Here is a 22,996-nt window from a genome sequence, read left to right on the forward strand (position 1 = left end):
TTATTGAATAAATATAACAATAGCTTTCAAATATTGTAAAAAAAATTTGTTAAATTCGAATATTTTTTAAATTTATTTTGTTTTTAGTTTGTTTTAGGTAAAAAAATATTATGTTTTTAGTATAATATATGTAAATATAGATATTAATATGGTTAATAACATTAATAAATAAATAGTATTTAATTTATTATAATTTAATTAATAATGTTTTTGACAAATTTTTATATTATTCTATAATAATAAAACATTAAATAAAGTATTAGGGGATTGATATGCTTCAGTATGCTGTTATAGGAGTCGGCACTTTAGGCAAGGCATTAATTAATAGACTTATGACAAAACCTTCTATAGAGGTATTTGCTATAGATAATGATATAAATGAAATAGAAGCTATAAAAAATAATGTAACTCAGGCTATGCGTTTGGACTCTACTCAAAAAGAGGCATTAGAAGCTATTGAGATTAATAAATTTGATGCTGTTATACTTACAATAGGTGAAGATATGATGACAAGTATATTAACAGCATTACTTTTAAAAGAGCTTAATGTTAAAAATATCATAGCAAGGTACTCTAATGAAAAGCATAGAGCCATATTAAGTATGATAGGAATAACCCATTTGGTAAGCCCTGAAGAGTCTATGGGTATACATATTGCAGAACAGCTTGAAGTAGGTGATACTCTTCTTCTTTATGATTTAACAGAATATCACTCTATAGTAGAATTCCCTGTTCATGGCGGACTTGCCGGTAAAAATTTAAAAGAACTTGATTTGAGAAAGAAATACAAAATCAATGTTGTTGCCATAAAGAAAGAAACTGTAGGAATATTGGGAGAGAAAAAAGTTATTGTGGATTGTACTCCTGATCCTGATGTAGCTATGGTTGAAGGTGATATACTTGTCATTGCAGGTCATGATAAAGATATAGAAAAGATGTATAAAAAAATGGCTGAATGATAAATGAATATTCAAATTGCTAAACTTTTTATAGTTATTGGTATAATATCAATAATCATTGGCATACTATTTTTATTTAATATAAAAATTCCTTTCGGTAAACTTCCGGGCGATATCATAATAAAAAAAGATAATTTTACTTTTTCATTTCCTTTGCTGAGCTGTATTATACTCAGTGTATTATTATCTTTTATAATGTGGCTGCTATCTAGATTTAAATAATATAAAACTACTTGAGCATAATAAAACTTATAGTATAAAAACTCATTTTTATAAGTTTAATACAAATTTCATACTTGCACTTTCGCTGCATGCGGTTCTTTGACAAAGTCACTGGAAAAAGACAAGGAAAATTACAAACTTAAAAATTTTCAGTATAGTTTAATTTATTATATTATTCAATATGTTTTAATTCTTTAAAATATCTTTATTTATTTGTACAGCAAACTTAGGTAAAGTGAGCATGTAAATAAAAGATATAGCTATACTAATTAAATTAAAAAATGAATAAGGCATGTACTGTAAAGTATGCACTCCAAGTATTGAAGTCATATAAACTCCTGTAACAGTCCAAGGCAGTAAAACCTCTGTAAGAGTTCCGCCTTCTTCCATAGTTCTTGAAAGTACTCCTCTATTAACATTGTATTTGTCGTATACGGTTTTTAGTACATCGCCTAAAGTTAAGAAAGTAAATTGTAAACTGCTCAATGCTGAATTTATAGTGAATGTTGTAAACCAAGTTACAAATATTAAACTTCTGGCACCTCTGACTATTTTTACTAATAATTCTATTAAAGTATTTAAAGTACATATTAACTGAAGCATAGCTCCGTAAGTGAGAGCAAGTATCAAAAATAATACGCTAGGCATAGTGCTTATCATTCCGCCTCTGTTTAGTAATGTATGAAGATTTTGAGGTATAGTTTCAGGATTAACTGTTGGCGACATAGAAATATTAAAACCTGTTACAAATGATTTCATAGCATTAATAAATCCAAAGTTTTGAAATATTGCTCCTAATATTATTGCAATTAAACTTCCAATGAACATAGTTATTACAGGATTAACTCCTTTCACACTTGCAATAAGTACGAATATTGGAGGAATAAGCAAAAATATGTTGAAATTGTATATATTTTCTAATGAAGTTAATATTTCGCTAGCTTCTTTTAAGTTTAGAATATCTGAATTGATAGGGGAGGTATTAAAACCTAATATAGTAAATACAATAGCCGCTAATATTGCAGATGGTATAGTGTTTACAAGCATAGTTTTTATATGATTTTGTAAAGTAGTTCCAGCACCAAGAGCAGCCAAAACAGTTGTATCCGATATAGGAGAGTTTTTATCGCCAAGATATGCACCGCTTATAACAGCACCAGCCACCAATGGCAAAGGTGTATTTGTAGCCTGTGCGATTCCTATAAATGCCACTCCTGCAGTAGAAGCAGAACCCCAAGAAGTACCTGTAAATATAGATAGAAAAGATGTTATAACAAATGCCATTAAAGGTATGAATGAAGGGTGAATTAATTTAATGCCATAGTATATAAGCATAGGTACAGTTCCAGAATATACCCAAGAACCAACTACTATACCTATTAATATAAATATTAGTACGCCAAGCCAAGTATCTACTATTTTTTTTATGAAGGCTTCTTCCATATCTTTCCATTTATAACCTGCAAAATGTGCTATTATACAGGCTATTAATGTGCCTATTGTAAGCAAAAACTCTATAGGAACACCATATTTTACAGTGAAAATTAAAACAGTTATAAGTATGAATAATAAAGGAAATAACTTCCAAAATGTATTGATTTTTTTTATATTCATGGGTATACTCCGTATATTCTAAAACATTGTAATGATTAATATTACAACAATATATAACATATTTTTATTATGATGTCAATATTTATAAGTAATTTTTATTATTTATAGTAAAGAATGTATTTTTTTATAGTAATAATAAAATAATAAAATTTATATATAGATTGACTTTTAACAAAAAATATAATAAAATGATAATAGTTACAAAATTCGTTTCAGATTTTTTAATTGAAAATATTTATTGTATATATAAAAAATAAGAAATTATTTCCGATAATAGAACAACTGTAAATTTTATGGAGGCATAATAAAAATGGCAGAGCAGACAGAGCAACAATCTATTGAAAGTACCGAAAATAGAGTTGATCTCGAAGATAGTACAAACCTTGTTACTTTTAGATTAGGCAGCGGCGAGTATGCCATAGACATCATGCAGGCTAAAGAGATAATCAAGATGGAAAAGATTACTCTTATTCCTAATGCCCCAGATTTTGTTGAAGGTGTAATAAATTTGCGAGGTAATATTATACCTATAATCGACTTAAAAAAGAGATTCAATTTAGAAGAAACAGAAGGCGATAAAAATACAGGTATTATCATAGTAAAAATAGAAGATGTGGATATGGGAATAATTATTGACTCTATTTCTAAGGTAGTATCTATTTCTAATTCTGATATTCAGCCTCCTCCTCCAATGCTTTCAGGTATAGGTCAAAAATACATTAAAGGTGTAGGTAAATTAGAAGATAAATTATTAGTTGTTTTAGACCTAGAAAAATTATTTACTACAGATGAAGAAGAGGAAGAACCTGCTTCTGCTGAAAGTTAATACTAAAAATTAGAGTTAATAATTAAAAAGTAGCAGTTATTACTTTACTTTCGCTTATAATAATGTCTAATATCTCATCATTATCATCTTTAGGTATTGATGGGAGGATTTGATAGTCATAAGCTAAGCCTACTCTTAAGGCATTTTTATTTCTTTTTAACATATTATCGTAATAGCCTCTTCCAAATCCGAGTCTATTACATTTCTCATCGAAAGCTAAAGCTGGAATAATAAACATAGATATTTCATTTATATTGCAGTCTTTACAATGCTCGAAAGGTTCTCCGCATCCGAATCTTGTATTTCTATTGATATCTTTATTATAATCATTTATATATTTTAATTTCATATTATGATTATCTATAAGAAAAGGTACAGATACTTTAATATTATTTTTTAAAGCATATTCTATTATTTCTTTAGTCGGTACTTCATTATTGAAATCTATATATACTGATATAGAATTAAATTTATTAATATTTACTATATTTCTAAATTTTTTAAAGATTACAGTACTTTTTTCTTTAATGAAGTCCGAATCTAAATTATTTCTAATGAGTTTAAAGGATTCTCTTATTAAATTTTTTGCTTCTTTAATATTGTTTTCATTAGGAGAAGTTTTCATCTTTTAATTCTACTAATAATTCTTGTAATAGCTTATCTCTAATAATCTGATCAATAATTTTTTGAGAAGCCATACCTATATCGATAAATTGTACAGCAAAACCTTTAGGCAAATCAGGTTTTTGATTTTCATTATTTATCCAAACTACTTTAGCTTCAGTAAATAATTTGAAATCTTTAAAAGATATAGTAAGACCTAACATATCACCCTTATCAGGAATATTAGTATCAGATGATATATAAGCTCCATTACCGCTTATGGAAAGTATATTTCTATCGATAGTTCCTCTAATCTTATCTTTATAAGCTATAATAACATTCAAAGGCCAATTAACTCTTGAATATTGTCTTCTTTTTTTACTTCCATCATCTAATAATTTTGAAACTTCATTTTGTATTGATTGTACTATTACGCTTGCATCTGTATTTCTATGAAATATTAAAGCATAAGGATAAGCAGCTTCATCAAAACTATCTGGAACATCTGTCATTACCAATTTTATTTGAGGGTTGATTTTTTTTACTTTTTCTACAAATAAATTGATACCATCTTTTTCACTTTCATTGTATCTTATAATATAAAAATATATACTCAAATTGTTTTCTATGATATAACCTAAAGAAGAACTGGTATCATTAAAAGTACTTATATCAAATAAGTTATTAAATGCATTTTTGTATTTGGTTAAAATAGAAGGGTTATTTTCTATAATTACACCTTTTACTTGTTCTTTATCCATTATTCCTTCTCCTGATAATACTTGCTTATTAAGTATAACATAATTTATTATTTATGCAATATTTTGAATAAAAAAATAGAACTCTGTAGTTATTCATATTTTCTGTTTATATGTTATAATAGGCTTCAGAAAATAAAATTATTAAAATTATAGAGAGTGTTTATGGGAATAAAAGAAAAATCTAAAGAATTATGGGAAAAAATTTCATTAGAAACTACATTTGAGAAATTAACATCTATCATTGATAAATCAAAGGAGATATTAAATTTATCTTCATCAAGACATCTTTCTAAATTTTTGGATAAAATTCAATTGATGGTAGATATGATAGGAGATTATATTAATGGAAATTACAGAGATATTCCTTGGAAAAGTTTATCTGCCGTAGCAGGAGCATTAATATATTTAATACTTCCTTTGGATGTTCTTCCTGATTTATTTCCATTTATAGGGTTATTAGATGATGCATTCATTATAGGATTATGTATAAAATGTTTTTCAACTGATTTAGAGCAATATAAAATTTGGAAATACGGAGAATCTGATGAAGAAGCAGCAGATGAAGATAGTGAATATGATGAAGCTGATTATGAAATAGTAGATGATAAAGAAGAAGATGATGACAAATAGGATATATAGAATTGTTAAACAATGATTATAGTAAGGATATATTTACTAAAAGTATAAAATATTCAAAAGGCGTAGGCCCTAAATACGCAGAAATACTTGCCAAAAAAGGTATTATAACTTTATATGATTTAATAGCATTTTTTCCAAGAACTTATGATGATAGAAGAAAAACGCTAAAACTTCATGAGGCATTGGAGAATAAAGATAAAACTTCTGTTGTATATGTAGAAGTTATAGATGTATCAAGTTTTACTTTTCAATATAGGAGTAAACCTTTAGTAATAGTTACAGACGGAATTGCAGTATGCGAAGTACCTATTTATGGTGGAAGACTGCCTGCAGGAGTAACTAAGGGTGCTAAACTTTATTTAACAGGAAAGTTTGTAAGAAGTGGTAGAGGAAAGCTTCAATGCAGAATGACTGAATTGGAAAAGCCTTCATCAAATGCATTATCTTATGGAAAGATTGTACCTATATATCCGCTTACAGAAGGACTTTCACAAAAAAAACTTAGAACTTTAATTGTAGATGAGCTTGTCGGCTTTGAAAAAAATATGAAATATGATATTCCAAATGTGATTAAAAAAAAGTACAGGCTTAAAAGTTTTGTTCCTTCTATTATGGAGATGCATTTTCCTACTTCTTTTGAGGCTTTAGCAGAAGCTAGGGAGAGTTTAATTTTTGAGGAGTTTTTGACTTTTCAATATATACATTTAAGCGAGAGAAGACCTAATATACTTATAAAAGAAGAAAGGTATAATTCATCAAATTTATTGGATAAAGTAAAGTCAAGTTTATCATTTGAACTCACAACAGACCAATTAAATGCTATTGAAGAAATAAAAAATGATTTATTTTCTAGTAAGCAGATGTTTAGGTTGCTTCAAGGAGATGTTGGAGCTGGTAAAACTATAGTGGCATTTTTAACTGCATTAATACCTGCAGAATCAGGATTTCAGACCGCATTTTTAGCTCCTACTGAAATATTAGCTTTACAGCATTATAATACTTTTAAGAAACTTATTAAAGCAGCAGGACTAGAAGAAACAATAAAAATAGATATTCTTACTTCTTCAGTTAATCAAAATGAAAGAGGATATTTATTAAAAAGATTAAGAGAGGGAAAAAGTCATATATTAGTTGGCACGCATTCTATTATTTATGATGAGGTTATATTTAAAAATCTTTCTTATGCGATAGTAGATGAACAGCAAAGATTTGGAGCAGCACAGAGAAACAAACTTCTTTCTAAAGGAAATAATGTTGATTTTTTACTTATGACAGCAACTCCGATCCCTCAGTCTTTAGCATTAACATTATTTGGAGAGTTGGATTTATCTATTATAAAAAGTATGCCAAGCAGTAGAAAAGGCGTACTTACAAAATATAAAGAACTTTATGAAAGAGATCATTGTTACAAGTTTTTAAAAAGCAGAATAGCTAAAGGTGAGCAGGGTTATGTAGTTTTTCCTCTTATAGAAAATAATGATTCTAGCTTCATTACTCTTTCAAGCGAATTCCAAAGAGCAAAAGAAACTTATTTTTCAGACATTCAAATAGAAGTAATACATGGTAAAATGAAAGACGAAGAAAAAGAATATATAATGAATAGATTTTCTTCAGGTGAAATAAAAGTATTATTTTCTACAACTGTTATAGAAGTGGGTATTGACAATCCTAATGCTACAACAATACTTATAGAAGGTGCAGAACGTTTTGGTTTATCACAGCTTCATCAGCTTAGAGGTAGGGTAGGCAGAGGAGATAAATTAGGGTATTGCTATTTAATACTACATAGTGAGCTTAATGATATCATAAAAGAAAGAATTAACATAATATGTGAAACTACTGACGGATTTAAAATATCAGAAAAGGATTTGGAATTGAGAGGGGCCGGCGAGTTTTTAGGAGACAGGCAAAGCGGAATACCGGATTTCAAACTTGGAAACATCATTAAAGACAAAGAGATAATGCGTAAGGCTAAAGATGAAATGCGTTCTTTATTGAGAGATGAAAATTCTAGAGAGGTTTTTTATAAAGAAAATGAAGCGTTTATATTAAAAGCTAATTATCTAAAATCAAGAATAGTTAAAGACGAGTAATTTTATATTTAAAAATTTTATTTACACACCCGCCCTTTATATTTTATTGTTTTCTTTTTAATTTTTCGTTTTGATTATATTTATTGCGTAATTAGAAATTTTAGCACCCGCCCAAGTGTTTATTAAATTTAAAAATCTATTCTACGCACGGTTAGCTGAATTTTATATATGATTAAAATTAGAATTATTAATCAAACTATATTTTTAATTTTGCTCTGCGTGCGGGAAAGTTAATTATAAATTTAAATAAATCTAGGGTGGGTGCTATATTTTCTTTTTAGATTTTAAAGAAATGTATAGTTAAATATTCTTATGAAATTAATAATGAAAAAGGGTGGGGAGTTAGAATAAAATTTACAATATAAAAAGTATATAACTATTATAATCTGTACCTTAAACCTTCAAATTTATTGTGATTTATTATGATGATAAATATCGTATAAAAAAAGAAGTCCCATTATAGAAACAGGACTTCTTTTATTTTTTATTAATAATAAGTTTATCTCTAGTAAAAATAAAAAATTATTATTTTATTCTTTAATAAACTTTTTGAAATTAGCTACTTTTTCTTTAGCAACTGCAAGTCTCTTGTCTTTGCTTTCTTTTACGCAAACTTCAAAATAGAATTTGATTTTTGGCTCAGTACCAGAAGGTCTGATAGTAATCTTAGTTTTATCTTCAAGTATGTATTGAAGAACATTAGATTTAGGTAAAGTAATATCTTTTATTTTTTTACCAGTATTATCATAAACTTCTTTTTTATCATAGTCGCTTATGCTTTCAACTTTTACGCCTGAAATTTCTTTAGGTAAATTGTTTCTGTAATAAGTCATTAAATCAGCTATAGCTTTAGCTCCGTCAGCACCTTTTTTAGTTATAGATATAGTTTCTTCATAGAAGTAGCCATATTTTTCATAAATGCTTTCTAAGTAATCAGCTAATGTCATATTATTTTCTTTACAATAAGCAAGTACTTCTGCAAGCATTAAACAAGAACTAACACCGTCTTTATCGCGTACATTAGAGTTGATACAGTATCCGAAGCTCTCTTCAAATCCGAATAAATATGTTCCTTCTTTGTCTCTTTCTATAACATCAGCAATCCATTTGAATCCAGTAAGAACATCATATATCTTAACATTATTAGCATCAGCAATAGCTCTAGCAAGTTCAGTAGTAACTATAGTTTTTACTATAAATGGATTTTTAACATTCTTTTTATTTGTGATGAGATAATAAGCCATAATAGAACCGATTTGGTTTCCAGTAAGGTACATATAAGAACCATCTTTAGTAAGTAAAGCACAACCCATTCTATCGCAATCAGGGTCAGTACCCATAACAAGTTCAGCACCTATTTCTTTAGCTTTATCAACAGCAATTTTTAATGCTTCAGGGTTTTCTGGGTTAGGTGATTCAACAGTAGGGAAGTTTCCATTAGGCGGCTGAGCTCCTTCCATAGTTGTTAAATTAGTGAATCCTGCCTTTCTTAAAGCCATAGGAACCATTTTATATCCGGAACCATGAATAGGCGTATAAACTATTTTTATATCATGATGTTTTTTGATGATATCAGGATTAACTAAATATCCCATTAAATCATTCATATATTTATCTTCAATGTCTTTTCCTATGATAGTAACTTTTGAAGAATCTCCCATTTTTACTTCTTCAGGTTTAACTTTCAATACTTCATCTATGATGTTTTTATCATGAGGAGGTATAACTTGAGCTCCGTCAGTCCAATAAACTTTATAACCATTATATTCTTTAGGGTTATGGCTAGCAGTAACAACTATTCCGGCAATACAGCCTAAGCTTCTAACCGCATAAGAAAGAAGTGAAATAGGGTGAATATCATCATATAAATAAACGCTTATTCCATTTGAAGAAAGTATTTCAGCAGCAGCTTTAGAAAATACATCAGAATTATTTCTTGAATCATATCCTATAGCAACTTCATAATTACTTCCTCCCTGTTTTAATATATAATTAGCCAAACCTTGAGTAGCAACACCAACAGTATATTTATTCATTCTGTTAGTACCAACACCCATTATACCTCTAAGTCCGCCAGTACCAAATTCTAAATCTCTGTAGAAGGCATCTATTAATTCTTTTTCATTACCAGCATCTAATAATGCCTTAATCTCTTTTTTGGTTTCTTCATCATAAGAACCATTAAGCCAAGAGTCAATTCTAGCTTTTACTTCTTGTTCCATATATGCACCTCTCTCTATATTATTTATTTTATTTAAAAATATTTTTTAAGAAAAAATTAAAAAATTCTATATATAAATTATAGTATACAAAAAGTATATAATCAAGTTAAAATATGTTAATTATTTTGGCATAGGAGTACCATAATGTATATTGACCCAATCAGCACCTAAAAAATTTTTCCATCTGCCGTCTCCAGGGTCTTTTGCTACATTTGGAAGATATAAATCAGAGGGTTTTACAGTTCCGGTAAATGGAGTTCCAACTATTGTATTTGGAGAAGTCCCTAAATATTCTATATTTTTTAAAGAATTACAGTTTTCAAAGCTTGAGTTATCAATAATTAATAACAGAGAAGGTAATTGAACATTCACTAAAGATGTACAGCCTTTGAAAAAATTTGCTATTATTTTTTGAGATGATGCAAAATAAACTGTTGTTACAAATAATGCATTTTCTAATGTGTAAATATAATTATTTTCCATAACAGCTTTAGATAAATCTAATTCAATATTAGTTTTATTTTTAAGAGTATTTTTTATATTATCAAAAATTTTAGAATTTGCTCCAATATATCCTTCAACAATAATAATATTTTTTCCTGTAGATTCTATGTTTTTTTGTAAAGCATCTTTAATATCTGTTTCTGTTGCATTAGCATCAATTATATAAAGATTTTTGTTTGAATTGTTATCATTAATGCTATCACTAACTCCGTCAAATGGAGATACTATTTTATATTTGCATGAGCATATTATTATTATCAATATTAATAATGCAGCTATATTTTTCATTATATATTTTCCTTTTTTAATTAGGTATAGATTTGCCAAAGATGATGCTTCCTTTATTTTTCCAATCATATCCTAAGAAATTATCCCAGCTTCCATCATCTGATTTTACATTTGGTAGATATAAATTTATTGCGGTTAATTGAGCATCAAATATATCTATTCCTATGGATGTTATATCTGAAGATTTGTTTCCTGCATATTCTATATTTTTTAAAACAGAGCATCCTGAAAAAACTCTATCTCCTATTCCTGTTATATTAGCATTTAATCTTATAGATTCCAATGATTTACAGTTATAGAATACAGCATCTCCAATTATTTCTGTTTTTGATGGTATATTAATTGTTTTTAATGATACACAGTCATAGAATGCCTTTGAATTTATACCGTTTATTATAGTTTCAGGAAGTATAATAGTAACTAAACTAGCACAGTCATTAAATATTCCATTATTTATCATTGTCATTTTTGTTTTTGAAATATCTGCCAAATATAAAGATCTGCAGCTTTTGAATGCCTCTTGTAAAATTTCTATTATAGAATCAGGAAAATTAATTGTTTTTAAAACTAAACAACCTGAAAATGCACTTGCACCTATAGTTATTATAGTATCAGGTAATTTTACATGAATTAAATTTTTATTATCAGTAAATGAATTATCTGGTAATTTTATAATATCTGTTCTGCTTAAATCAAGAGAAACACCTTTAAGATATTTCTCTTTTTTTATGATTGTATTGATGGTGCTTATTATATTATTTTTATCTATATTATCTTTAGTATCTTTTAAAAAGATTATATAGCAATTATATTCGTTAAAATATTCCTGCATTATCAATTCTATTTTATCTTCTTTATAATCTGATTTGATAAAATATTTTGAGTCTACATTTTCAGGTATATTAGAAACAGGGATATTACTGCTGTCATATGATTCATCTAAATAAAATGGATCTGTAACTTTATAATTATTGCATGATATTAATAGTATAAGTAATAATAATAATTTTAACTTTATGAACATTCTTATAATTTTTTCCTCATATTTTATCTTTTAAAAAACTTTAAATTAATTTTTAAGAAGTTTAAATAAGTTAGATAATTATATATAAAAAAAGTATATAATCAAGTATAAATAGACATTAATTATTTAGGCATAGAAGTGTTGTAATGTATTTTGTTCCATTTAGAACCTAAAAAATTATCCCAGCTTTGATCACCCGGATCTGTTTTTACATTTGGAAGATACAAGTCAGTAGACTTCAAACCAGTAAAAGGTTTACCATTTATTATGTTTGGAGAAGTTCCTAAATACTCCACATTTTTTAATGATGTACATCCTGAAAAACTTGTTTGATCTATTGTATCTAAAGTTTTTTGTAATTGTATACTAGTTACAGAAGTACATCCTTTTAAAAAATTACCAACTAATGTTCTAGATGATGGGAGAAGAACTATTGTTAATTCTTTAAAGTTTTCTAAAGTTCCTTTAAAATTACTTTCTAATGTAGCCATTGATAAGTCTAACTCTATATCTGTTTTACCGCTTATTACTTTTTTTATATTATCAAATATTAAAGAACTTTGATTTATATATCCTTCTACTATTATTAAATTTTTACCAGTTAATTGTTTATTTTTTTCAAGTGAATTTCGTACTTCTTCTTCACTTGAATTCGCCCCTACAGTATACAAATTCTGATTATTATTTTGATTATTATTATTTCCATTATTCCCATTATTATATATATTATTTTCCTCATCAATATCAATAATAGGTGATACTATTTTATATTTACAAGATATAATCATTAAAGAAATAAGTATAAATAATGCTGTTATTTTTTTCATTGTCAATTTCCTTTATTTAGGCATATATTTTCCATAATGAATAGTTTTCCAAGCAACAGCTAAAAAATTATCCCAGCTTCCATTTTTAGGATCTTCTGCCACATTAGGAAGGTATAAATCTTTTGCTGGTGAACCTAGGAATGTATCATTTTCTTTAAGTATTTTTACAGGATCTGTGCCCAAATATTCAACATTTTGAAGCATTTTACAATCAGAAAAAACCTTACCTTCTGATGGATTTACAAGAGTTTTTATACTTTCAGGTAAACTTATATCAGTTAATGAAGAACAAAGGTTAAAGGCATTATCACTTATAGTAGTTAATCCTTGATTTAATTTTATATTTTTTAATGATTTACAGCTGTAAAATGCTGCTATTCCTATAGATTGTAAAGTTGATGGAAAATTAATTGATTCCAATGATGTACAGTAATTGAATGCGCTATCTCCTATTGAAGTTAATCCTTCAGGAAGTATTACTTCTCTTAGAGTAATACAATTTTGAAATGAATTATTAGCTATAGTTGTTATTTTTGATGTTATATTAATAATTTCTAAAGACATACAGTCTTTAAAAGCTAAAGATTTTATATCTGTGATAGAGTTTACAAGATTTATATATTTTAATCTTTCACATGATTCAAAGGCAGATGAATTTATAATTTTTAATGAGCTAGGAAGCTTAATTTCTATTAAATTTTTATTTGCCTTGAATGCATTTTGTGATATTTCTGTCATATCAGTTCGGCTTAAATCAACAGCAACTCCGTTATGAAAATAAGCAGATTTATTAACTACTTTATTTATTGTTTCTATCGTTTTATTTTTATCTATATTATCTTTAGTATCATCTAAAAATATTATGTATTTCCCAAAATTCTTGAAATATTTATTCACTATATCTTCTATTTGCTGTTCAGTGTAGGATGCTTTGATAAAATATTGACTGTCTACATATTCTGGTATAATGCTTATGTTATCATTATTATTATTATTATTATTATTGCTATTATCGCTGTTTTTAATGGTAAATGGATCAGTAACTCTATAATTAGAGCAGGAAATAGCTAATAAATATATAATGAAAATATATTTAATATTTCTAATCATAAATAACCTCTATCTAAGTATTATATTCATTTTTTTACAGTATTCAATTTTTATTATAAAAAAATTAATACTTGTAAAATTATTTATAATTTTGGCACTTTGAATCTCAAACCAAATAATACTTCATGATATCCGTCAGCTTTAGTATCCAATAAATATCTATATCCCAAATCTATAGACATATAAGGTAATACATTAAAAGCCATTCCGCCGCTGAATCCGAACACTATTGTGCTTTTTAATAGTCTCTTTTGTATTTTATTATTATCAGTATATGTACCTACTAAATAGTCATTTATTTTAGTTCCTATGGATATTCCCAAATAAATAGTAAAAGGCGAATATTCATTTAATAAAGTTTGTCTATATGTTTCATCTGTTAATTTTTCTTTTATAAGAAAAAAGTTAATATCAAAATATACTGAACCTAATAGAGTATGCATTTTAATATCATTAGTCATTCCTATTACAGTTCTTCCCATATATTCAAATTCAAATCTTACAGGAGAAGATTTATTTATAGTTGGTATACTGTATCCTAAAGAAAATCCTCCACCTAGATAATTAAAATATCCTAGATTATTACCGGTTTTTTTATAAGCATAATTTCCATCATGTGAAAAAATAAATTTAGGAGTAATATATAAACCTTCAGGAATAAATGAAAATAGTTTTTGATTATTATGAAATAAAAACACAATCATAAATATAATAAAATAATATCTTTTCATCTAATCCGCTCCTAAAAATTAAACCTTAAAGATGCTACTATATCATGATTAGACTGAAGTTCTGTAGTGAAAGTTACTCTATAGCTTAAATCTAAACTAATTAACGGAGTTATATGAAATGCCAAACCGCCTCCAAGTCCGTAAAGAAATTGCACCGTATTATAGTAATAACTGTATTGAAAAATACCATTCTGTTCAAAAGTATTACTAGTTATATATGTGTTTAGTCCTGCTCCAATCAAGAATCCAGCATAAACAGACATTAAAGGTCTTTTTCCATTATTAATTCTACTTCTAATTGAATCAGGATTATCATAATTTATATACCAAAAATAAAAATCATAATAAGCACCGAATAAAAAACTATGTGAATACATTGTTTTTACTTTTGGTATGTAAACATTTCCTAATATAGGATTTCTATATAAATACTCAAATTCAAGTCTTACAGTGCTGTATTTATGAAATATGTTGAAGTTGTATCCTATTGCAATACCGCCTCCTACATATAAGTTTTGTGTATTTTTTTTATTATCATTTTGTTTTCTTATTCCTGAATCTTCTATTTCAAATAGGAATTTAGGTGCTAAATATGCTCCTATATCCATAGACATAAGCATATTAGCGAAACATGCTGATAATATAGAGATTAATAAAAATTTTCTTATCAAAAACTTCATAACATGATTTCCTTAAAAACATCAAAATAATATGCCTATAGCAAATCTTGGCAGCGGAACAATTCTTATCAAACTTCTATACGAAAAACCTATGTCAAGTATGGATATATCAAAGAAAGGACGAACTCCGCTGTTAACTCCTAATCCTCTTGAAATATCTATTCTAAATCCCATCTCTCCTGAAATATAAAAATCCCATATATTAGTATTTCTATTAAAATATGTTAATGTGCTCTTTTGTAATTCTTTTCCTTGAGTTATAAATAATGTTGTTCCTATTTTAGGCATTAAGAAAAAACCTGAAGCTCTGTCTTTGCCATTAAAATAAAACCTTCCTCCTATAGAAAATCCAAGACCATATACATTTCCATTATATTCAGCTTTAGAATTATTATAATATGTTTTCATAGAATAAAATCCGGCATCTACATTAATATCTATTTTTTCTACTAGCCTGAAAGTATATGTAAGATCTAATCCGAAAGTGCCTTGAAGTTTTAAATTTTGGCTGTTATTTGAAGGCCTTAGAATATTAACAACGGAAGGTGCTACTAGCATATAAAAGATTGTAGACCCAAAGTTTATACCTATAGAATTCCTATGAGAGTTTAATGCAGTTTCATTTGTTATATTATTTTTATTTTTTTCAATTACTATATTTGAAATATCATCAGCGAATGTAATATTAGCAAGTATAAATAAAAATAAAATTATTAATATGTTCTTTCTCATTATTTATACCTCACTAAAACCTTAAACTGAAACCTATTCTAGGGAATAGAGAAAATTTTATTGCAGAAACATAGTTAGCCCAAGAAGGGAAAGAACTCCAAGCAGGCACATTGGCACTTAAATCTATTAATCCTCCGCCAAAGAAATTGATACCTTCTCTAATATCTTCATACACTCCAGGAAATCCTGAACGAACATAATATCCTATTTCAAATATTGATATATCTATATAAGGTTTTACAGGCCATTCTTTAGTAGGGAACAATTCTATACTCCAACCAAGTTCATAAGAGATATACATTCCTGTATCAACAGTATGTCTTTTAGTTTTTAATCCTGTTACGCCATTTTCTGTTTCTACATCTGATATCAATGCTTCTACACCAAATCTAAAAGTATTAAGAACCTCTCTGTTTTTTCCTCCAAAAAATGTTACGCCGAAAGTTACAGGAACAAATATTAATGATGTTTTTAATGTTGTATCAGATGCTATCAATCCGCCTATATTTCCCAAATTTCCTGTATTAACAGTAGAATCAATTAATGCTCCGGCTTTATCTTTTGGTACAGTAAAACTAAGCGACATAGCTTGAACACCAACTCCAACTTCTACACCTATTCTTGGATGAAGCAGTAATGTATATGATATTGTTGGTACATACCAAAAACTGCCCTTGAAATTTACAGCATTAATGTATTTTTCGTATTTACTAAAATTTAAATCTGCTAATCCTATAAATGTTTCATAATTATCTAATATTGTACTAATCATAGGCGGAAATAATGCTACATATCCAGGATTGAGATTTACACTTATTCTTTGCCTGCCTTTAATCCAGCTATAAGTATTTGTATCCGATTGTGTGGATAATGGTATACCATTGGCATATAGATTAATAAATGATATATTAAATACTATAATAGCTGTAAGGATTTTTTTCATATTTTAACCTTAATTATATTTTATTATGGATTAGAAATACTAGATTTATTAGGACCATTAGGACCTATAGTTTCAGGATTTTTAAAATGATTTCCGCCGTTTAATCCGCTAACTATCTCTTCTATTCTCTTTTTTTCTTCTTCTGTAACATCTGCATTGCTAACTATTTCATCAACATTAATATTATTAGGATCTTTACTATTAATTATTCCATTAATAGCTCCCAATGCATTTTCATCTCCTACTATACCCAATATTTCATCAACTGCTTCTTTACCTTTTTCTGTAACTTCTACAGTTCCTAAATTATCTCCAGCAGGTACTGTTATAAGATATCCTCCTTTACCATCATTATATACTCCGCCTACGCCTAATATAGGATTTTCAAATGTATAATCGCCTTTTCCGTCAATTGTTAATTTATCGCCATCTACTTTAACACCTCCCCAATTTCCATTTTGCATTTTTCCCAAAAAGAAATCAGGACCTGGAGATGTTACAGTAAGAGTTGTTTTTTTGCATGAAAATGATGCTATTAAAATAAAAATCATTAAAGCATATCTATAAAATTTCATTATATGTTCTCCTAAAAATAAAAATTATAATTTAATTATATAATTTTTATTTATAAAAACAACTAAAATAAATGCACTTATATAGACTCGGATATATATACATTAAAATTAATATCATAAATCATCAAAAATAATTTTTGACTGTATTTTTATTCGTTTTTTATAATATGTTAATATGAAAAATATGTATTATGAATATTTTTATTAATTGTATTATATAATGCTTGACAGAAAATTTGAATTGAAGTAAAATTCTTAAATACGCATTAAAGAAATTAAGGTAAATCTTTTGTCTTATGGATAAAAATACAGAACATATCACTTGTCTAATTAATCATGAAGAGAGTTTCAAAAGAATCATTATAAATAGAAATTACAAAACAAAAAAATACTATATAGATTTTTTTGTTGCAGGATATAAATATAATAATGGAAAAGATGTTATAGATTTATTACTTAAAAATGAGCCTATAAATTTACTTCGTGATATAACAAATCCTTATGACAGATTTGCCATAGCCATTTATGACAGAAGTTTTGATTTCAGATTAGGTTATGTTCCAAGTGTTATTTCACCTTTAATATCATATAAACTTGAAGATAAAAGAAACAGAGTATATGCAAGAATAAAGAATGTGAAATTAGATGCTATAGATGAATGTAAAATAGAAATAAGAGTATTTATAGATATAGCTAATAAAAAGAAAAAAGCTATGTGATCTATTATATTGCATATAAAAAAAATATATGATATTATATATTTATTATGAATAAAGTTTCAGTAAAAACAGAGATTGAATTTCAAAAAGTTAAAGATAATTATATAAAAGAACCATTTAAACACTGTATTTATGTACTAACAGGTAAAGAAAGACTTTTTAAAAAGGCATTCATAGCAGCTATGCATTCAAGTATGTTCCCTGATGAAGGGGATAGCGAGATGAATTACAGTGTATTTTATGATAAAAATGATGCTGTAGGTTTTATGCCTTTAGAGGTAGCTGATACTCCTCCATTCGGTTCTAAATTAAGACTAATAGTAATTTATAAATATAATAACTTTCAGGAAGATTTTTTAGATTATTGTTCAAATCCTTCAAAAACTTCTATTGTTATACTTGAAACAGAAAGTGCATTAGAAGAAGATCCGATATACAAATATTTTTCAAAAAAGAAAGATGCTAATAATATATATTTTATAGATTTTCCGCTTCCTGATGAAAAAGATTTTAGAGGACTGATAAATGCTTATATTATCAAACAAGGCAAAAAAATATCTTCTGAAGCTATAGAATATCTTATTAATAATATAAATTTGGATTATGATTCGCTTTATTCGGAACTTGCTAAAATATGCAGCTATAATGATAAAGAATATCTTAATGTTGAAGATATTGCAGATTTTACTTATGTATCTAAAAATAGGAATATATTTGATTTTTTAGATGCTGTTTTCGAAAGGGATAGAAAAAAATGCTTTAGTATAATGCATAGATTAGATCAAGACGCTTCAAGTTCTTTAACTTTGATGATGAATAATTTCTTAGCTATCTATTATATGAAAATATTTCCTCCTCAAACTACATTAGGCGAAATAAGTAAATTAACAAAAATACCAGAATTTATCTTAAAAAAGAAAAAAACTTCATTGAAATTATTTTCATTAGAAGAGGTAGTTAATATAATATCAAAAATATCATATTTAAACACTTTAAGTGTTACAACACCTGTTAATATATTCAAAGCTCATTTTGAATTATTCCTGTTTACAATAACAAAGTGAATTTATAATGCATTTTATTTTATAATAAAAAATTAATGATGAAATTTTGTATTATTAATTATTAAAAAATATATTTTTTATATTTTGGCATTATTGTTTATACATACAAACACTTATATATTCAAATAAAGAAGACATTTTATATTTAATTTTTTAGCAATTTCTTTATAAAAATATATTTTAATACAAAAATTAGATAAATAAAACAACTTTTATATTACAATTCATAAATTTATTTCATATTAAGAGAATTTGCTTTGACAAATAGCAGTTTATTTTGTATAATATATATTAATTAGGAGGAGTTTTTTCTATGTATTTAGTAAACCTTATGGAACAGAAAGTTTCAAAACTAGCAGATTCATACTTAAGAGAAAAAAATATTCCCGTTAACACTAATATGCGTATGGATATAATAGCCTATACATTAAATAGGGTTCAGCCTCAGTATGTTACAAGTGCAAGAGGAGTTCTTCATAGTTATAATAAAGACCCTATACAAAGCAATACTGAAATATTAAGTATCATAGCAGATGCTTGCGAAATAGTTACTAGAAGAAAAGAAAATACATTGTTGGAGTCAGTTCCTTCTATTGATGAGAGCGGATATTATTTGACTTATCCTAGTATAATGGGTAATATTACAGCTTCTAATAATTTTGAAAGAATAGAAAATGCTTTAGTTTATATATTCTCAGATGGAAAGATATTGGAAGGTTATGGAGTTAATTTCCCTAATCCTGCTATAGTATCAAGTAATGTTCCTGGTAAATTTATGTTCTGCTTTATGCCTAAAAAAGCAGATTCTAATACAGAAGTTGAAGTTAAGCTTGATATAGTTGTAGAATCAGAAAAATTCATGCAATATGAAAGCGTATTAACATTTAAATTAAAGCCTTCATACTATAATGCTGGAGATATGCCTCTATTCTCTATAGAAGAGGTTAATGATATACTACTTATAGAAAATCATAATATACCTAGCTGACTATAATATATTTACTGCTGTCAAATATATAGGCTGTTTGTTTAAAAATTGAAGAGAAGTTGATGAGAGTAATTAGATTTATAGTATTTGCATGTTTTTTAGTTATTTTTATAGTTATAGCAAATATAATTCATAAAAATATGAATTCTTATGAAGTTGTTAATATAAAAAATCCATTTACTTATTATAATTTGATAGCCTATAGTAATAATGATATTAAGTCGCTGGCTTCTATTTCTTTTAAAGATTCCTTTGAAAGTCTTTCAGAAATGTTCGATATAGAGAGAGCTTTTATACCTAATAATATTTTAAAAAAAGATATTAAAATTAGAGAAGATGATGCTGAGTTAATTGTATTTACAGGAAGCGATTCTATATCTCAAATAACAGTTAATAGTTATGATAATGTTGAAAATTTATTTGAAAATGTTTTTGAGAGTTTATCCTCTAATAATACTCAATTAGAAAAACAGTCTTTAGATGATGAAGAAGGCAATCTTTTGGCTGAAATCTATACTCATAAAACTGATAGCTACAAAATAGTAATAACAAAGACTTATGTATCAAACACTAGTAATTTATCTATAGATTATGTTAACTTATTAGTATTGTAATGATTTTTTTCTGTGTTATTTGTATAAAATATGATTTTTTTCTTGACAAATAATTTACTTGATATAATATTACTAAATAAGATTAATTATTAATTGCTTTAGCAAGGAAATTAGGGTTATGAATAATACAAGAAATACAATACAAAAACAAGTTATTTTAAATGCTGTAAGAGAGCTAAAAAATCATCCTACTTCAGAAGAAGTTTACAATCATATAAAACCAAACTTCCCATCTATAAGTTTGGGCACAGTATACAGAAATTTGAATTTACTGTCAGAAACTAAAGAGATACAGAAATTATCTATAATAGATGATGCTGTTCGTTTTGATCATATAACAAATGATCATTATCATTTTCAATGCAGTAAATGCAAAAAATTATCAGATATACCTATGGAATATCAGAAGAAACTAGATGAATTAGTTTCAAAAGAATATGATGTAGAAATATTCAAACATGATATTGTATTCACTGGTATCTGTAAAAATTGTAAAGATTTATGATATATATGTGCATATTCTTAGCATAAATTTATTAATGGTTTTTATTTTTTAATAATAAGTATATTGAAAGTCTTGATTTTAATATTTATATTTTATATACTATTTATATAACATTTTAAATTTAAGGAATAATTATGTCAAAAGGCTATTTGGCTTTAGTGCTGCATGCTCACTTGCCTTATGTGAGACACCCTGAACATGAAAATTTTTTGGAGGAAGAATGGTTATATGAGGCCATAACTGAAACGTATATCCCTCTATTAGATGCTTATGACCGAATGGTTAATGATGGAGTAAACTTTAAGATAACTATGAGTGTAACTCCGCCTCTTATGAATATGCTAGCTAATGAATTGCTTCAAAATAGATATGTTAAATATATAGAGAAATTAATAAAATTGTCGGAATTGGAATGTGAGAGAACTTCATTAGATCCTAACTTTCATCATACAGCTGAATTTTACAGAGATAAGTTTAAAAAGATAAGAGATATATTTGTTTATAAGTATAATAAAAACTTATTGAATGGATTCAGATACTTTTTAGAAAGAGGTAATTTAGAGATAATTACTTGCGGTGCTACACATGGATTCTTCCCATTTATGCAGGAATATCCTAAGGCAATAGAAGCTCAATTAAAAATGGCTGTAAAAACCCATGAAAAACATTTGGGAAGAAAGCCTACAGGAATATGGCTTGGTGAATGCGGTTTCTTTCCAGGACTTGAAAAGCATCTTGCCAATAATGGTATTAAATACTTCTTTGTTGATACTCATGGTATAATGTATGCTGATAAAGTACCTAAATATGGTGTTTATGCTCCTTTATACTGTTCTAGAGAGAGCAGGGTTGCAGCTTTTGGAAGAGATATAGAGAGTTCAAGAAGCGTATGGAGTGCCGAAGTAGGTTATCCAGGCGATTTCAGATACAGAGAATTCTATAGAGATATAGGTTATGATTTGCCTTTCGAATATATTAAGGATTTCATACAAAGCAATGGACTTAGAAAGAATACAGGAATAAAATATTATAGAATCACAGGTAAAGACTGTGCTAAAGAACCTTATAATCCTGAATGGGCTATGGAAGCTGCAGGAGATCATGCTGGAAACTTTATGTTCAATAGAGAAAAACAAATTGAATATTTAGATTCTGTTATGGACAGACCTCCTATAGTAGTATCTCCTTATGATGCTGAATTATTCGGACACTGGTGGTATGAAGGTCCTATGTTTATAGAATTCTTAATGAGAAAGATTCATTATGATCAAAATACAATAGAAACTATTACACCTAAAGAATATTTGGAAAGACATCCTGTAAACCAAATATCAATGCCTTCAATGTCAAGCTGGGGTGCTAATGGATACGGAGAAGTATGGCTTAATGGTACTAATGGTTGGATATACAGACACTTGCATAAAGCTGCTGAAAGAATGATTGAATTGGCTCATGACTACTATAATGAAACAGGTCTTTATGAAAGAGCATTGAATCAGGCAGCACGTGAATTGCTTCTTGCTCAAAGCAGTGACTGGGCTTTCATTATGCATACTGGTACTATGGTTGATTATGCTGTTAATACTACAAAATTATATATAAAGAGATTTACTGATCTTTATTATGCTATTAAAAACAGAGATTTAAACGAAGAATGGCTAAGCAAAATAGAATGGCGTGATGATATATTCCCAGAAATGGATTTCAGAATATACAGTTAAATTATTCTGTTTAAGTGAAAGTAATTAAAAAT

24 protein-coding genes are annotated in these 22,996 nt (G+C 27.1%); 11 read left to right on the forward strand and 13 right to left on the reverse strand.

The features are described 5' to 3' along the window. Positions 1-272: 272 nt before the first annotated feature. Together Q0K19_RS08045 and Q0K19_RS08050 are read left to right on the forward strand one after the other, a co-directional pair. Positions 273-959: a TrkA family potassium uptake protein gene (locus Q0K19_RS08045; RefSeq protein ID WP_297247042.1), complete on the forward strand. Its 687-nt coding sequence runs from the start codon at positions 273-275 to the stop codon at positions 957-959. A gap of 3 nt (positions 960-962) precedes the next feature. Beyond that, positions 963-1,181 (forward strand): DUF2905 domain-containing protein, encoded by a 219-nt coding sequence (locus tag Q0K19_RS08050; RefSeq protein WP_297247044.1) that lies wholly within the window; start codon positions 963-965, stop codon positions 1,179-1,181. 186 nt (positions 1,182-1,367) lie between these two features. On the opposite strand, the gene nhaC is transcribed toward Q0K19_RS08050, so the two are convergent. Further along, positions 1,368-2,795: a Na+/H+ antiporter NhaC gene (gene nhaC / locus Q0K19_RS08055; RefSeq protein WP_297247046.1), complete on the reverse strand. Its 1,428-nt coding sequence runs from the start codon at positions 2,793-2,795 to the stop codon at positions 1,368-1,370. Between the two features lie 310 nt (positions 2,796-3,105). On the opposite strand from nhaC, the gene Q0K19_RS08060 reads away from it, so the two are divergent. Then, complete coding sequence (locus Q0K19_RS08060; protein ID WP_048593479.1) at positions 3,106-3,621, forward strand: chemotaxis protein CheW; 516 nt, start codon at positions 3,106-3,108, stop codon at positions 3,619-3,621. A gap of 22 nt (positions 3,622-3,643) precedes the next feature. On the opposite strand, the gene Q0K19_RS08065 is transcribed toward Q0K19_RS08060, so the two are convergent. Then, a complete protein-coding gene (locus tag Q0K19_RS08065) occupies positions 3,644-4,246 on the reverse strand; it encodes a 5-formyltetrahydrofolate cyclo-ligase (RefSeq protein ID WP_297247051.1) in 603 nt (200 codons plus the stop codon). Beyond that, entirely contained in the window at positions 4,230-4,985 is a 756-nt protein-coding gene (locus Q0K19_RS08070) for a PilZ domain-containing protein (protein WP_297247052.1), read from the reverse strand. Before Q0K19_RS08070 ends, Q0K19_RS08065 begins: the two co-directional genes overlap by 17 nt. A gap of 162 nt (positions 4,986-5,147) precedes the next feature. Between Q0K19_RS08070 and Q0K19_RS08075 the strand changes: the two genes are divergently transcribed. Next, the gene (locus Q0K19_RS08075; protein WP_297247054.1) at positions 5,148-5,615 is read left to right on the forward strand and encodes a YkvA family protein; all 468 of its coding nucleotides are present in this window, start codon (positions 5,148-5,150) and stop codon (positions 5,613-5,615) included. Between the two features lie 11 nt (positions 5,616-5,626). Continuing rightward, entirely contained in the window at positions 5,627-7,717 is a 2,091-nt protein-coding gene (gene recG / locus Q0K19_RS08080) for an ATP-dependent DNA helicase RecG (RefSeq protein ID WP_297247056.1), read from the forward strand. 530 nt (positions 7,718-8,247) lie between these two features. Here recG and Q0K19_RS08085 read toward each other — a convergent pair. The 10 genes from Q0K19_RS08085 to Q0K19_RS08130 form a co-directional block, all read right to left on the reverse strand. Then, complete coding sequence (locus Q0K19_RS08085) at positions 8,248-9,939, reverse strand: phospho-sugar mutase (RefSeq protein WP_297247058.1); 1,692 nt, start codon at positions 9,937-9,939, stop codon at positions 8,248-8,250. 120 nt (positions 9,940-10,059) lie between these two features. Beyond that, positions 10,060-10,731, reverse strand: a complete 672-nt coding sequence (locus tag Q0K19_RS08090) for a leucine-rich repeat protein (RefSeq protein WP_297247059.1) — start codon at positions 10,729-10,731, stop codon at positions 10,060-10,062. A 16-nt stretch (positions 10,732-10,747) separates the two neighbouring features. After that, entirely contained in the window at positions 10,748-11,755 is a 1,008-nt protein-coding gene (locus Q0K19_RS08095; protein ID WP_297247062.1) for a leucine-rich repeat domain-containing protein, read from the reverse strand. A 122-nt stretch (positions 11,756-11,877) separates the two neighbouring features. Continuing rightward, on the reverse strand, positions 11,878-12,582 hold the full coding sequence (locus Q0K19_RS08100; protein WP_297247064.1) for a leucine-rich repeat protein: 705 nt from the start codon (positions 12,580-12,582) through the stop codon (positions 11,878-11,880). A gap of 12 nt (positions 12,583-12,594) precedes the next feature. Continuing rightward, the gene (locus Q0K19_RS08105) at positions 12,595-13,692 is read right to left on the reverse strand and encodes a leucine-rich repeat domain-containing protein (RefSeq protein ID WP_297247066.1); all 1,098 of its coding nucleotides are present in this window, start codon (positions 13,690-13,692) and stop codon (positions 12,595-12,597) included. An 83-nt stretch (positions 13,693-13,775) separates the two neighbouring features. Further along, entirely contained in the window at positions 13,776-14,423 is a 648-nt protein-coding gene (locus Q0K19_RS08110; protein ID WP_297247068.1) for an invasin, read from the reverse strand. A gap of 11 nt (positions 14,424-14,434) precedes the next feature. Next, positions 14,435-15,103: a tia invasion determinant gene (locus Q0K19_RS08115; RefSeq protein WP_297247070.1), complete on the reverse strand. Its 669-nt coding sequence runs from the start codon at positions 15,101-15,103 to the stop codon at positions 14,435-14,437. Positions 15,104-15,124: 21 nt separating this feature from the next. Further along, entirely contained in the window at positions 15,125-15,835 is a 711-nt protein-coding gene (locus tag Q0K19_RS08120; RefSeq protein WP_297247071.1) for a hypothetical protein, read from the reverse strand. A 13-nt stretch (positions 15,836-15,848) separates the two neighbouring features. Next, positions 15,849-16,778: a hypothetical protein gene (locus tag Q0K19_RS08125; RefSeq protein ID WP_297247073.1), complete on the reverse strand. Its 930-nt coding sequence runs from the start codon at positions 16,776-16,778 to the stop codon at positions 15,849-15,851. A 23-nt stretch (positions 16,779-16,801) separates the two neighbouring features. Beyond that, positions 16,802-17,353 (reverse strand): hypothetical protein, encoded by a 552-nt coding sequence (locus tag Q0K19_RS08130; RefSeq protein WP_297247075.1) that lies wholly within the window; start codon positions 17,351-17,353, stop codon positions 16,802-16,804. Between the two features lie 296 nt (positions 17,354-17,649). Here Q0K19_RS08130 and Q0K19_RS08135 point away from each other — a divergent pair, with 296 nt between their 5' ends. The 6 genes from Q0K19_RS08135 (at position 17,650) to Q0K19_RS08160 (ending at position 22,964) form a co-directional block, all read left to right on the forward strand. Continuing rightward, entirely contained in the window at positions 17,650-18,072 is a 423-nt protein-coding gene (locus tag Q0K19_RS08135) for an HIRAN domain-containing protein (protein ID WP_297247077.1), read from the forward strand. A gap of 47 nt (positions 18,073-18,119) precedes the next feature. Then, a complete protein-coding gene (holA, locus tag Q0K19_RS08140) occupies positions 18,120-19,136 on the forward strand; it encodes a DNA polymerase III subunit delta (RefSeq protein ID WP_297247079.1) in 1,017 nt (338 codons plus the stop codon). A 313-nt stretch (positions 19,137-19,449) separates the two neighbouring features. Continuing rightward, positions 19,450-20,124, forward strand: coding sequence for a late competence development ComFB family protein (locus Q0K19_RS08145; RefSeq protein WP_297247081.1), 675 nt, complete (start codon positions 19,450-19,452; stop codon positions 20,122-20,124). Positions 20,125-20,186: 62 nt separating this feature from the next. Next, complete coding sequence (locus tag Q0K19_RS08150; RefSeq protein WP_297247083.1) at positions 20,187-20,738, forward strand: hypothetical protein; 552 nt, start codon at positions 20,187-20,189, stop codon at positions 20,736-20,738. Between the two features lie 118 nt (positions 20,739-20,856). After that, complete coding sequence (locus tag Q0K19_RS08155; RefSeq protein WP_014488792.1) at positions 20,857-21,243, forward strand: Fur family transcriptional regulator; 387 nt, start codon at positions 20,857-20,859, stop codon at positions 21,241-21,243. Positions 21,244-21,377: 134 nt separating this feature from the next. Then, a complete protein-coding gene (locus tag Q0K19_RS08160; RefSeq protein WP_014488791.1) occupies positions 21,378-22,964 on the forward strand; it encodes a 1,4-alpha-glucan branching protein domain-containing protein in 1,587 nt (528 codons plus the stop codon). Positions 22,965-22,996: the final 32 nt, after the last annotated feature.

This window comes from uncultured Brachyspira sp. (assembly GCF_944393015.1).
GTDB lineage: Bacteria > Spirochaetota > Brachyspiria > Brachyspirales > Brachyspiraceae > Brachyspira.

Coding starts and splice junctions, on each gene's coding strand:
- Q0K19_RS08045 (WP_297247042.1), top strand. CDS start 273: ATGCTTCAGTATGCTGTTATAGGAGTCGGCACTTTAGGCAAGGCATTA.
- Q0K19_RS08050 (WP_297247044.1), top strand. CDS start 963: ATGAATATTCAAATTGCTAAACTTTTTATAGTTATTGGTATAATATCA.
- nhaC (WP_297247046.1), bottom strand. CDS start 2,795: ATGAATATAAAAAAAATCAATACATTTTGGAAGTTATTTCCTTTATTA.
- Q0K19_RS08060 (WP_048593479.1), top strand. CDS start 3,106: ATGGCAGAGCAGACAGAGCAACAATCTATTGAAAGTACCGAAAATAGA.
- Q0K19_RS08065 (WP_297247051.1), bottom strand. CDS start 4,246: ATGAAAACTTCTCCTAATGAAAACAATATTAAAGAAGCAAAAAATTTA.
- Q0K19_RS08070 (WP_297247052.1), bottom strand. CDS start 4,985: ATGGATAAAGAACAAGTAAAAGGTGTAATTATAGAAAATAACCCTTCT.
- Q0K19_RS08075 (WP_297247054.1), top strand. CDS start 5,148: ATGGGAATAAAAGAAAAATCTAAAGAATTATGGGAAAAAATTTCATTA.
- Q0K19_RS08085 (WP_297247058.1), bottom strand. CDS start 9,939: ATGGAACAAGAAGTAAAAGCTAGAATTGACTCTTGGCTTAATGGTTCT.
- Q0K19_RS08090 (WP_297247059.1), bottom strand. CDS start 10,731: ATGAAAAATATAGCTGCATTATTAATATTGATAATAATAATATGCTCA.
- Q0K19_RS08095 (WP_297247062.1), bottom strand. CDS start 11,755: ATGTTCATAAAGTTAAAATTATTATTATTACTTATACTATTAATATCA.
- Q0K19_RS08100 (WP_297247064.1), bottom strand. CDS start 12,582: ATGAAAAAAATAACAGCATTATTTATACTTATTTCTTTAATGATTATA.
- Q0K19_RS08105 (WP_297247066.1), bottom strand. CDS start 13,692: ATGATTAGAAATATTAAATATATTTTCATTATATATTTATTAGCTATT.
- Q0K19_RS08110 (WP_297247068.1), bottom strand. CDS start 14,423: ATGAAAAGATATTATTTTATTATATTTATGATTGTGTTTTTATTTCAT.
- Q0K19_RS08115 (WP_297247070.1), bottom strand. CDS start 15,103: ATGAAGTTTTTGATAAGAAAATTTTTATTAATCTCTATATTATCAGCA.
- Q0K19_RS08120 (WP_297247071.1), bottom strand. CDS start 15,835: ATGAGAAAGAACATATTAATAATTTTATTTTTATTTATACTTGCTAAT.
- Q0K19_RS08125 (WP_297247073.1), bottom strand. CDS start 16,778: ATGAAAAAAATCCTTACAGCTATTATAGTATTTAATATATCATTTATT.
- Q0K19_RS08130 (WP_297247075.1), bottom strand. CDS start 17,353: ATGAAATTTTATAGATATGCTTTAATGATTTTTATTTTAATAGCATCA.
- Q0K19_RS08135 (WP_297247077.1), top strand. CDS start 17,650: ATGGATAAAAATACAGAACATATCACTTGTCTAATTAATCATGAAGAG.
- holA (WP_297247079.1), top strand. CDS start 18,120: ATGAATAAAGTTTCAGTAAAAACAGAGATTGAATTTCAAAAAGTTAAA.
- Q0K19_RS08145 (WP_297247081.1), top strand. CDS start 19,450: ATGTATTTAGTAAACCTTATGGAACAGAAAGTTTCAAAACTAGCAGAT.
- Q0K19_RS08150 (WP_297247083.1), top strand. CDS start 20,187: ATGAGAGTAATTAGATTTATAGTATTTGCATGTTTTTTAGTTATTTTT.
- Q0K19_RS08155 (WP_014488792.1), top strand. CDS start 20,857: ATGAATAATACAAGAAATACAATACAAAAACAAGTTATTTTAAATGCT.
- Q0K19_RS08160 (WP_014488791.1), top strand. CDS start 21,378: ATGTCAAAAGGCTATTTGGCTTTAGTGCTGCATGCTCACTTGCCTTAT.